The sequence below is a fragment of the Actinophytocola sp. genome (assembly GCF_035942955.1).
In the GTDB taxonomy this organism is placed as follows: Bacteria; Actinomycetota; Actinomycetes; order Mycobacteriales; family Pseudonocardiaceae; genus DASYTH01.
In genome coordinates this window covers 1-12,344 of sequence record NZ_DASZCQ010000112.1, presented here as the reverse complement: position 1 = coordinate 12,344, position 12,344 = coordinate 1, and the positions used below count along the sequence as shown (strand labels likewise).

At 70.5% G+C, this 12,344-nt stretch carries 6 protein-coding genes and 1 pseudogene; 3 read left to right on the top strand and 4 right to left on the bottom strand.

Annotated features, from left to right (window positions below; genetic code table 11):
- Positions 1-71: 71 nt before the first annotated feature.
- Both VGX25_RS11150 and VGX25_RS11145 read right to left on the bottom strand, forming a co-directional pair.
- Positions 72-674 (bottom strand): hemerythrin domain-containing protein, encoded by a 603-nt coding sequence (locus VGX25_RS11150; protein WP_326917579.1) that lies wholly within the window; start codon positions 672-674, stop codon positions 72-74.
- A 33-nt stretch (positions 675-707) separates the two neighbouring features.
- Positions 708-1,307: a choice-of-anchor C family protein gene (locus VGX25_RS11145; RefSeq protein WP_326917578.1), complete on the bottom strand. Its 600-nt coding sequence runs from the start codon at positions 1,305-1,307 to the stop codon at positions 708-710.
- Positions 1,308-1,569: 262 nt separating this feature from the next.
- Here VGX25_RS11145 and VGX25_RS11140 point away from each other — a divergent pair, with 262 nt between their 5' ends.
- Positions 1,570-2,664, top strand: coding sequence for a cellulose binding domain-containing protein (locus VGX25_RS11140; protein WP_326917577.1), 1,095 nt, complete (start codon positions 1,570-1,572; stop codon positions 2,662-2,664).
- Between the two features lies 1 nt (position 2,665).
- Here the strand turns inward: VGX25_RS11140 and VGX25_RS11135 are convergent, their stop codons facing one another.
- Entirely contained in the window at positions 2,666-5,803 is a 3,138-nt protein-coding gene (locus VGX25_RS11135; protein ID WP_326917576.1) for a UvrD-helicase domain-containing protein, read from the bottom strand.
- Positions 5,804-5,908: 105 nt separating this feature from the next.
- Between VGX25_RS11135 and VGX25_RS11130 the strand changes: the two genes are divergently transcribed.
- Positions 5,909-7,174, top strand: coding sequence for an FAD-binding protein (locus tag VGX25_RS11130; RefSeq protein WP_326917575.1), 1,266 nt, complete (start codon positions 5,909-5,911; stop codon positions 7,172-7,174).
- Between the two features lie 97 nt (positions 7,175-7,271).
- Positions 7,272-11,378, top strand: a complete 4,107-nt coding sequence (locus tag VGX25_RS11125) for a beta-galactosidase (protein ID WP_326917574.1) — start codon at positions 7,272-7,274, stop codon at positions 11,376-11,378.
- A 143-nt stretch (positions 11,379-11,521) separates the two neighbouring features.
- Here the strand turns inward: VGX25_RS11125 and VGX25_RS11120 are convergent.
- A pseudogene (locus VGX25_RS11120) lies at positions 11,522-12,294 on the bottom strand (IS5 family transposase); the annotation flags it as partial.
- Positions 12,295-12,344: the final 50 nt, after the last annotated feature.

Sequence of the window (12,344 nt, the reverse complement as noted above, 5' to 3'; positions counted from 1 at the left end):
TCCGCTGCTTTCGATTGTCGAATCGCTTCGATTGCGCTCATGGTAGGGGTCGGCCGGTCCCCGGGCAATGATCAGACATCGAGGTCGAACCGGTCGAGCGGCTCGACCAGCTGCTCCTCCTCGTAGTCCAGGTGCGAGGTGAGCAGCCGGTCCAGCAGCCGAACGTGGTGGCCGACGGCGTCCAGCCGGCCGTCGTCGGCCATCAGCGCCACCAGGACGGTGTCCAGCTCGGTGAGCACCGCGGCGATCACCTCGTGCTCGCGCTCGAGCTGCTCGACGACCGGTCGCAGCGAGGCCTGCCGTGCGGTCAGCTCGCCGAACATGGCCTGGTCCTCGATGGTGTGGTGCAGCGCGAGGACGCGGCAGTAGGACGCGCAGAAACTGCCGAGCGTCCAGAAGTTCTGCCGCATGGTCAGCTGGTTGATCATCGACCGGGCGGTCGCCGCGGTCCGCTGCCCGGCGGCCACCTGCTCGACGGCCTCCCGGATCTGACGCAACTCGTGGCGCAGGTGACCATGGATCAGCACGAGACGCTGGCCCGCGCCTGGCCGGTGCGCCGGGGCGGCGCCGTCGTCCGGCTTGGACACCCGCGGCCGCGCGGCCTCGCCGAGCGGATCATCCGACCACAGGTCCACGCGCTCCCGGGCGGCCGGCTCGTGACCGAGGTCAGGCACGGGAGCCACTGTACCGGCGGCCGCCGGGTTCGCTTACAGGCAAAGGATGAGCAGGCACTTCTCCACGACGACGTCGTCGATCACCGGGCCCCACCCACCCGGGGTCGTGGTGCTGAGGAACTCGAGCGTCATGGAGCTGCTCGTCGAGAGCACGGTGAAGCTCTTCTTCACGTAGCCCATGTTCGTTCGGGACTTTCCGGTGGTGTCGAAGACGATGTCCTGCGCGGGGGCGCCGTTCACCCGGACCAGTCCGGTCTTGATGTTGGGACCGCCGTCGGGGTTCCCGGCCAGGTCATAGCTGACGCGGTAGGCGAACAGCGGCAAGGTCTGGAACGCTACGGCAACTCCGCCGTTGAAAGCGCCGTCGAGATCCAGCGACTGCACACCCTCGGTTGCCTGCCAGAAGTTCTGCCCGATGAGGTGTACATCGATCTGCGTCACGGTCCACACGCCCATCTGCTGGCCGGCCACGAACGAGGCAAACGTGTTCGGGGCAACCACAGGACTCTCGAAGCCGTCGGCGAACGCCACCGACTGGACCCCGAAGCCACTGGTCACGACCCGCGTCGGCACCTTCCCCCCGCCTCCACCATCGGCGGCGGCTGCCGGTGCACCGGCGATAGCCAGCAGCACCGCGACCAGGATCGCGGCTGGTCTACGGAATCTCATTTCATACCTCCAAGTCCGGATGGAAGGCCGGGGGCGGGAGTAGGCGGGAACCGCCCCCGGCCCGGGGGCGCCGGCCTGCGCATGGTGCGCTTCGCAATTTGCAACGTGGCCGTTACCGAATTCCCCCGCGAGGGCGATGCCCACGAATGGACCTATTCGCGGAATGTGCTGGTCACCTAGTCTGGGAGCGCTCCCAGAAATCCCAGGCGACTACCCGGGTGGTGTCATGCGCAAAGAAGCCCTGCTGTCCGCGATTCTCACCGTCCTCGCCGTCACGGCGCTGCTGGTCGCCGCGCCCGCCCCACCGGCGCACGCGGCGGCGACCCGGATCATGCCGCTGGGTGACTCGATCACCGGATCCCCCGGCTGCTGGCGCGCGCTGCTGTGGAACCGGCTGCAGAGCGCCGGCCACACCAACATCGACTTCGTCGGAACCCTTCCACCGCAAGGCTGCGGGGTGGCCCACGACGGAGACAACGAGGGCCACGGGGGCTTCCTGGCCACCAACGTGGCCGACCAGAACCAGCTGCCACCCTGGCTGGCCGCGACCCTGCCGGACATCGTGATCATGCATTTCGGCACCAACGACGTGTGGAACAACCGGTCCCCGGCGACGATCCTGGCCGCGTTCGGCAAGCTGGTCGACCAGATGCGGGCCAGCAAACCCACCATGAGGATCCTGGTCGCCAAGATCATCCCGATGAACCCGGGCAACTGCGCGGAATGCGCGCAGCGCGTGGTCAACCTCAACAACGCCATCCCGGGCTGGGCCAGCTCCAAGACCACCGCGCAGTCCCCGATCACCGTGGTGGACCAGTGGACCGGGTTCTCCACCGCCACCGACACCTTCGACGGGGTGCACCCCAACGCCTCCGGTGACCAGAAGATGGCCGACCGGTGGTTCACCGCGCTCATCGACGCGCTCGGCGGCCAACCGCCTACCAGCACGACGACCACGACCACAACCACGACAACCACCACGACCACAACGACAACGACGACAACGACGACAACGACGACAACGACCCCGGGCCGCAGCTGCGAGATCCGGATCGTCAACCGGTGGCCGGGCGGGTTCCAGATCGAGATCGTGATCCGCAACAACGGGACCACGACGATCTCCGGCTGGAGCGTGCGATTCTCCCTCGCCGCCGGCATGACGATCAGCCAGGCCTGGAACGCCACGGTCGTCCAATCTGGACTCAACGTCACCGCGACCAACCTCGGCTGGAACAGCACGATCCCGCCGGGCACCGCCACCACGATCGGCATGATCATCAACGGTGACCCGACCGGCTGGAACCCGGCTCCCGCCTGCTGAGCTACAGCAGCCGAAGCTGCACCTCCCGCGGCTTGCGCCGCGGGGTCGCCTCGCCGATCTGCTCGCATACGGTCATGTCGAGGTCGGCCAGGAACGGCGACCGGGTGGCCTTGCGCGCGGTGCCATGGCGGACGCGCTCCGCGGCATGACTGAGAAAGAGATGGCGTCGGGCGCGGGTCATCCCGACGAACAGCAGCCGGCGCTCCTCGCGCACCTGCTCCTCGTCGGCCTCGGACCCGGGCCAGTGCAAGGGAAGCAGGCCGTCCTCGCAGCCGACCACGAAGACCACCGGGAACTCGAGGCCCTTGGCGGCGTGCAGGGTCAGCAGGGAGATCCGGTCGGCGCGCGGGTCCCAGGTGTCCACCTCGACACCCAGCGACAGCTCGGTGCGGAACCGCTCAAGGTCGTCGCCGCACCGCAGGGCAAGCGGCTTGAGCAGGTCGACCGCGGTGTGGATCTCGGTCGCCCGATCGTCGCGTTCGGACGCCGGAACCCGGTGCAGCACGGCGGCCGCGGCGTGCCGCACCCGCTCGACCACGGCCGGCGCCGACTCGGCCGGGACGAACTCCAGCTCCACCAGGATCCGGTCCACGCCGGGCCGGTCGGCCAGCCGGTCGTGCGAGCGCTTCTGGAACGGCAACCCGGCCTGGGTCAACGCATCCATGACGGCGCGCGCCTGCCGGTCGGTCCGGTACAGCACCGCGAAGTCGGAGAACCCCAGGCCCTGCACGCCATCGGTGTCCACCCGGCCGCTGTCGAGCGCGTGGAACGACGCCCCGCCGAGCAACTGCTCGATGGTGCGCGCGACGAACGAGGCCTCGGTCCGCTCGTCGGCGGCGTGGTGGATGCCGACCCTGGCGTCCCCGTGCCGCCCCATCGGCCACAGCACCCGGTCGGGCACCAGCGTGGTCGGCGAGATCAGCTGCAGCGCGCCGGTGAGGATGTGCGCGTTGGACCGGTAGTTCCGGGTGAGCTGCACGGTGCGGGCGCCGGCGAAATCCTGCTGGAAGCGAAGGAAGAACCCGACATCGGCCCCGCGGAACCGGTAGATGGCCTGGTCAGGGTCGCCGATCGCGGTGAGGTTCCCGTCGGCCGAGGCGAGCAGCCGCAGCAGCCGGTACTGCTGCTCGTCGACGTCCTGGTACTCGTCGACGCAGATCCACCGGTACCGCTCGCGATACCGGGCGGCCAGCTCGGAATCCGCCTCCAGCAAGGCGACCGGCAGCGCGATCAGGTCGTCGAAGTCGACGAGATCCAGCTGCCGCAACGCCTTGAGGTACTGCTCGGCGTCCGCGCCGACCTCGCCCCCTGCCCGCCGCCGCCGGGACAGCTCGGCCAGCAGGCTCCTGGCCTCCCGCTCGTCTCCGGTGATCTCCACGGCCACGGCCAACTGCTGCGCCTGGTCGGCGATGCCGAAGCCGAGCGTCAACCCGACCCGGTCGTGCTGCTCGCGCAGGATGCGCAGGCCAAGCGAGTGGAACGTGGCGACGGTCAGCTGCGGCGCCTCGGCGGGCACGAGCACGGCGAGCCGCTCGGCCATCTCCTCGGCCGCGCGCCGGGTGAACGTGATCGCCAGGCACTGCTCCGGCGGCACCCCGTGCGCCGTCACCAGATGCGCGATGCGATGGGTCAGCGTCCTGGTCTTGCCGGTGCCCGGGCCCGCGATGATCAGCAGCGGCCCACCGGTGATCTCGGCAGCGGCCCGCTGATCCGCGTCCAGCCCGTCAAGCAGCGACCCGCTCGCAATCACCGAGGCGGGGGCCGGGGACTCCATCGGGATCATCGGCAGCGGCTCGTCGGCACGCACCGGTGCGCGCTTCGCCTTCACCGGGGCCGGCTCCGGCGCGTCGAACAACAGATCATCGAACAGGGCGGGCGCCTTCAACCGGCTCAGCTCACCCGGCTCGAACAACCTGATCACGCCGTACTCGCCGTCATAGCCGGCGTCCCTGATCACCTCGCCGCGCCGCAACCGGGCAATCGCCTCACCGAGCAAGGGCGAGAGGGCCCCGATGTCCTCCACCGGAACCTCTTCCAGAATCTGCAGCTCCGGTCCGAGCGCCGCGACAAGCTTGTCGATCTCCGAAAGCACGGCCTTGGTCTTCGGCCCGGTGCCGAGGATCTCGCTCATGATCTCCGGCAGCGGAACGAGGCTGTAGAAGCCGGCGGCGCCGTCGAGCCGGTAGCCCTCCGGCCGGTCGGCCAGCTCCTCGACCCGGCTCAGCACGCCGACGGTGAGCGGCTTGCGGCACTGCGGGCAGATCCCGCCGTGCTCGCGGGTATCCCGCGGTTCCAGCCGGACCCCGCACTTGCGGTGACCGTCCACATGGTACTTCCCCTCCTCGGGGAAGAACTCCACCGAGCCGGCGTGCCCGTCGCCGGTCTCCAGCGCCCGCTTGACGGCGAAGTAGTCCAGGTCGGTGTCGAACACCGTGGCCTCGCGGCCGAGGATGGGCGGCGAGTGCGCGTCGGAGTTGCTCACCAGGCGGTACCGGTCGAGCCCGGAGACCCGCCAGTTCATCGCCGGGTCGCTGGACAGCCCGGTCTCCAGCGCGAAGATGTGGTCGGCGAGGTCGGCGTAGCAGTCCTCGATCGCGTCGAACCCGGACTTGGAGCCCAGCACGGCGAACCAGGGCGTCCACACGTGCGCCGGCACCAGGTAGGCGCCCTCGCCGGACTCCAGCGCGATCTCGAGCAGGTCGCGCGAGTCCAGGCCGAGGATGGGCCGCCCGTCGGAGCCCAGGTTGCCGATCCGGCCGAGCCGGGCGTTGAACTCGGCGGCCGCGTCGAAGTCCGGCACGTACACCAGGTGGTGCACCTTGCGGGTGCGGTCGGCGCGCTTGTAGATCGTGGAGATCTCCACCGAGAGCATGAACCGTACGGTCGCCGCCGCCACGCTCGGCGCGAGCCGCCGCCCGATGCCGGCGTCGAGGTCGTCGCGCAGCCGGAACAGCCCCGGTTCGGCCGGCACGAGGTTCTCCCGCAGATGATCGAACCAGGCCGGGTGGGTGAAGTCGCCGGTGCCCACCAGCGTGATCCCCTTGCGCCGGGCCCACCAGGTCAGATGTTCGAGATCGCAGTCCTTGCTGCAGGCTCGGGAGTACTTGGAGTGGATATGCAGATCGGCGTGGAAACGCACCCGCGAGATCCTGCCACAGGCCCGGCGTCCGGCCGGGCCGCGCCGCACCCCTGGCGTGTTGCGCCTTCCGGTAATGTGTCCCCGATTTCCGGTAGCGTTGCCGCAATGACGACCGCCGAAAGCCTGCGCAACTGGGCCGGAAACATCACCTTCGGCGCCACCCGCGTGCACCGCCCCACGTCCGTGGACGAGCTGCGCCGCATCGTCGCCGGCTCGCCCCGGATCCGCCCGCTCGGCACCGCCCACTCGTTCAGCCGGATCGCCGACACCACGGGCGAGCTCGTCGCGGTCACCGCCCTGCCGCCGACCGTCGACCTCGACCGGGAGCGCTCGACGGTCACCGTCGCCGCCGGCGTCCGCTACGGCGACGTGGTGGTGGGATTGTGCGACGCCGGGTTCTCGCTACCCAACCTCGGGTCCCTGCCGCACATCTCGATCGGCGGCGCCTGCCAGACCGGCACGCACGGGTCGGGCGACCGCAACGGCAACCTGGCCACCGCGGTCTCCGCGATCGAGATGGTCACCGCGACCGGGGACCTGGTCGTCATCCGGCGCGGCGAGGATCCCGACTTCCCCGGCACGGTCGTCGCGCTCGGCGCGCTCGGCGTCGTCACCCGCCTCACCCTCGACCTGGGGCCCACCTTCGACATCTGCCAGTACGTCTACGAAAACCTGCCCCGCGAGCAGCTGGCCGTCCACTTCGACCAGATCTTCGGCGCCGGTTACAGCGTCTGCCTGTTCACCGACTGGCGCGGCCCTGTGATCAACCAGGTGTGGCTCAAGCGACGCGCCGACGCCCCCGAGGACTGGACGCCCGACGTCCCGTGGCTCGGCGCCACGCCCGCCGCGGGCCCGCTCAACCCGGTCCCCGGCATGCCTGCCGAGAACTGCACGGAGCAGCTCGGCGTCCCCGGCCCGTGGCACGACCGCCTGCCGCACTTCCGCCTCGGCTTCACCCCCAGTGCCGGCGACGAGCTCCAGTCCGAGTTCTTCGTCCCGCGCGACCGCGCCGTCGAGGCCCTCGACGCCGTCTACGAGATCCACGACCGCATCGGCCCGGTCGTCCACACGTCGGAGATCCGCACGATCGCCGCCGACGACCTCTGGATGAGCCCGCACTACGGCCGCGACTCGGTCGCCATCCACTTCACCTGGATCGGCGACCCGGCCAGGGTCGCCCCGGTCCTCGAGGCCGTGCAGGACCGGCTCGCCCCGTTCGAGGTCCGCCCGCACTGGGGCAAGCTCTCCACCATCCCCCCGGAAGTCCTCAGTGGACGCTACGAGCGGCTGCCCGACTTCCGCGCCCTGGCCCGGAAGTACGACGCCACCGGCAAGTTCCGCAACGACACCCTGGACGCCTACCTGGGCTGAGCTGACCCTGGTCGGCCCGAGACCCTGGGTGTTTACGGCGTCGAAGCGCTTCGATAGGCTCGCCGACGGGTAATCCTGCGACCCCGGGGGTCCCGCGATGCGCGCACCTCACCGTCGACTGCTCACCATCCTTGCCGCGGTCATCGCCGCCGTCGCCCTCTTCGCTCCACCGGCCGCGGCGGCGCCGGCGGACCAGCACGGCGCGCCTCCGGCGAACCACACGGTCGAGTACGACCACTACTCGATCAAGGTGGACGGCCGGCGGATCTACCTGTGGTCCGGCGAGTTCCACTACTGGCGGCTGCCGAGCCCGGACCTGTGGCGCGACGTGTTGCAGAAGATGAAGGCGGCGGGTTTCACCGCCACCTCGATCTACTTCCACTGGGGATTCCACTCCCCCGCGCCGGGCGTGTACGACTTCACCGGGGTGCGCGACGTGGAGCGGGTGCTGCGCATCGCCGAGGAGGTCGGGCTGTACGTGATCGCCCGGCCGGGCCCGTACATCAACGCGGAGACCGACTCGGGCGGCTTCCCGGGCTGGCTGCAGACGCAGGCCGGCCGGGCCCGGTCAAGCGCGCCCGACTACACCGCGGCGTACCGGGAGTGGCTGCGGCACATCAACCCGATCATCGCCAGGCACCAGCTCACCAACGGCACCGGCAGCGTGCTGCTCTACCAGGTGGAGAACGAGTACGGCAACAACGGCGACCCGGTCTACATGACCCAGCTGCAAGAGCAGGTGCGGGCCGACGGGATCACCGTGCCGATCATGCACAACTACTGCTGCGGCCCGTCGACCTGGGCGACCGGCCCCGGCTCGGTGCAGGTGCCGACCAGGGACAGCTACCCGCAGGGGTTCAACTGCTCCAACCCGACGCAGTGGCGGGGCGTGGACGCCCTCACCCGGCTGCGCGACGACGTGCCGGTGTTCACCGCGGAGTACCAGGGCGGCGCGTTCGACCCGTGGGGCGGGCCGGGCTACGAGAGCTGCCGGCAGCTCATCGGGCCGGACTTCGAGAAGGTGTTCTACAAGAACAACGTCGCCAACGGCGCGACGGCGCAGAACTTCTACATGACGTTCGGCGGCACGTCGTGGGGCTGGCTGCCGGACCCTGGCGTGGTGTACACGTCGTACGACTACGGCGCGGCGATCACCGAGCCGCGCCAGCTCACCGCCAAGTACGACGAGCTCAAGCGGCAGGGCTACTTCGTGTCCGCGGTGGCGCCGCTGACCAAGACCGACCCGGCCGGCGGCGCGCCGGTGACGGAACCGGCCGTGCTGGCCACGACCCGGGTCAACCCCGACGACAACACGCACTTCTACGTGCTGCGGCACCGGGACAGCACGTCCACCGCGACCAACGACACGCACCTGACGATCGACCTCGGCGTCGACGGCACGTTCAGCTACGACGACGCCGACCCGGCCCTGGTGTACTCCGGCGCCGGGTGGCAGCACGCCAGCGGGCAGCCGTGGACGGCGGGCGACTACCGCGACACCGAGTCGTTCAGCCCGACCGCCGGGGACAGTGTCTCGGTGAGCTTCACCGGCCCCTCGGTGCGCTGGATGTCCTCTTTGGACGCCAATCACGGCATCGCCGACGTCCTCCTCGACGGCGTCAAGGTGGCCACTGTGGACACCTACGCCGCGACCAAGCAGTTCCAGCAGGTGCTCTACTCGGCGGACGACCTGCCCACCGGACAGCACACGTTGACCGTCGTCGCGACCGGGACCCGCAACCCGGCGGCGTCCGGCACGTTCGTCGTGGTCGACGCCATCGACACGCCGGAGCGGGCCGGCGAGGTCTACCCCAGCGTTCCGCAGGAGCCCGGCACCGCCATCACGCTGGCCGGCCGGGACTCCAAGACCCTGGTGGCGGGCTACCGGTTGGGCGCGCACCGGTTGCAGTACGCCACCTCGGAGATCATGACCCACGCCCGCATCGGCGACCGGGACGTCGCCCTGCTCTACGGCCGGGCCGGGCAGGCCGGCGAGACCGTGTTGCGCTACCCGGCCGAGCCGCGGGTGACCGTCCTGTCCGGATCGGTGCAAAGCACGTGGGATGCCGGCCGCGGCGATCTGCGGTTGAACTACGCGCACGACGGCCTGGCCGAAGTGCTGGTCACGCCGCCCGACGGGGTGCCGCTGCTGCTCATGCTCGCCACCGACGAGGTGGCCGCCGAGTTCTGGCGGGCGGACACCTCAGCCGGCCCGGTGCTGGTCCGCGGCCCCGAGCTGGTTCGCACCGTCCACTCCGGACATGCCGCGTTGCGGATCGCCGGAGACCTGGCCGCCGACACCCGGATCGACGTGTGGGCCGGCCCCGCTGCCGGGCGAATCCTGACGTGGAACGGCATCCCGGTCCGTACCGTGCCGAACCCGGACGGTTCGGTCAGCTCGGCCTCACCGCTGCGCGGACCGCGCCCGGTCACCCTGCCCGCCCTCACCGGCTGGCGGTACACGACCGCGACGCCGGAGGCCGACCCCGCCTTCGACGACGGCCGCTGGACCCTGGCCGACAAGTCCACCACCAACAACCCGACCAAGCCGGCCGCGCCACCGGTGCTCTACACCGACGAGTACGGCTTCCACTACGGCGACGTCTGGTACCGCGGCCGGTTCACCGCGGCGGGCACCGAGACCGGCGTCGCGCTCTCGGCGATCACCGGCCGCGCCGGTGTCTACAGTGTCTGGCTCAACGGGACATTCCTGGGCAGCAGCGGCGACACCACCCACCGGTTCGACTTCCCGGCCGGCAGCGTGCGTCCCGGCGCCGAGAACGTGCTCGCCGTCCTGGTCGAGAACATGGGCCACAACCAGGACTTCAACGCCGACGACTCGCACAAGCAGCCGCGCGGCCTGACCGCCGCGACCATCCTCGGCTCCACCGCCCGGCTGGGCTGGCGGATCCAGGGCGCGCTCGGCGGCGAGCGCCTCGTCGACCCGGTGCGCGGCGGGCTCAACACCGGCGGGCAGTTCGGCGAGCGCAACGGCTACCACCTGCCCGGCTTCCCGGACCGGCGCTGGCAACCGGTCACCCTGCCGCACCCGGACACGACGCCCGGCACCGCCTGGTACCGCACCACGTTCGAGCTGCGCCTGCCACCGGACCAGGACGTGCCGATCGCCCTGCGCTTCACCGACGATCCGGCCCGCCACTACCGGGCGCTGGTCTACCTCAACGGCTGGCTGATCGGCCGCTACATCAACGACGTCGGCCCGCAGCGGTCGTTCCCCCTGCCCGCCGGCCTGCTGCGCACCGACGGCCGCAACACCCTGGCCATCGCCGTGTGGAGCACCGACGCCACCACCGGCGGCCTCGGTCAGGTGACACTTGAACAGATCGCCAACCACACCACCAGCCTCCGCGTGTCTGATGTAGACAGTCCAGGCTACGACCCGCGCACGTTCCTCGTGCCGCCATCCACCGCCCGGCTGTCCCTGCACGCGCCGGACGAGATCCAGCGCGGCGGCACCGGCATCGTGTCCGCCATCCTCGCCGCCCCGAACCGCGGTCCAGAGCTGCGCGACGCCGACCTCCGACTGTCCATACCGGACGGCTGGGCCGCGACCCCGATCGGCCCCACACATGCCGACCGCGTCCCACCCGGCGGTCTGGTGAAGGTGGCCTGGCAGGTCACCGCCCCCTCTGGCGAACAGCCCGGCGCCGCAGTGTTCTCCGCAACCGCCACCTACCGCGTCCTCGGCCATCCCGACCGGGCCACCGCGACCACCACCAGCGCTCTGCCCATCCCGCCGCCCACCGGGATAAACTGGGTCAGCGACCTCCCCTTCACCTCGACCAACGGCTGGGGCCCGGTCGAACGCGACACCTCCAACGGCGAAGCCCTCCCCGGCGACGGCCGCCCCATCACCCTCAACGGCACCGTGTACGCCAAGGGCCTCGGCGTCCACTCCCCCGGCGCCGTCACCCTGAACCTCGGCGCCAACTGCACCCGCTTCACCGCCACCGTCGGCGTGGACGACGAGGTCGGCAACTCCGGCTCAGTCCGCTTCTCGGTCCTAGGCGACGGCGCCACCCTCACCGAAACCCCCACCCTGACCGGAAGCTCCCCCTCCATCCCCCTCGACGTCGACATCACCGCCATCCGCCAACTCGACCTGATCATCGCCGACGCCGCCGACGGCAACGGCCTAGACCACGCCGACTGGGCCGAAGCCCGCCTCACCTGCGCCACCTGACCGGCTCCCGTTGCCAGCCGGCGGTTCCGCCTCCGGCCGTCCCCGACTACACCGGAACGGCCGGGCGGTTCCCCAAGGGTTTGTCTCATGTGGTTGGTCGTGCGGGTTTGGTGGAGTAGGTCAGGGTCGTTCCAAGGGTGGGGGAAGGCGTAGAAGTGGTGGGTGTTGCGTTCGTAGCGCGGGGTTGGTCGTCGGTGTCCGGTCAGTCAGGCGTTGGTGCGTTTGATGACCCGGCGGTGGCGACCGGGCGTGTCGGTGGAGTCAACGCCTTGGTGGGTGATCGGCACCTTGATGCCCTGGTCGTGCACCCGGTGACGGAGTTGTGTCTGGGTGGTAGGCGTTGGTGGCGTGCAGTGTGTCGGGTCGGCGGTGTGGGGGGCCGGGTCGGGACTTCATCGCCGGGATGGCCACGATCAGAGGTTTGACCGCAACGGAGTCCATTGGTGTTGGCCGCCGACACCGCCACCGGCAGCGGCACCCCGGTGCGTTCGGATCGCGCGTGGCTCGTCGCGCCGGGGTCTTGCCTGGGTTCACTGGGCCGGGGGCCGGTCCAGGATCCCCCTCCTTTGTTGGCTGGAACACCTGCTGCGTCCAGGATCGCGCGGGACCAGTCGATCAAGCCCTGCGCGCCGGGTTGGTCCCATGGCCGCGCGATGCCGCCGGCGCCCCAGGCCGGCGTTGGTCCCGTCGGTCAACCGGCCAGGCGCGGTCGGCACGGTGACACCGAAACCGGGCGGCACCTGCCGCCCAACCGCAGCCGCTGGTCAGCACGTACCCGATCGCGGTCCCTACGGCGCGGTCGTCGACCGGCCTGGTACCCCCACCTGGCGGCCGCGCAGTCACACCGAGGAATCAGCGGCTGGGCCCACGCCCACCACTCATCCGGCACCCACCGCACCGACAACCGATCAACCACCACTCAAAGAACGTGACAGCAAGACCACCGAACCCACGCGAGACACGCTC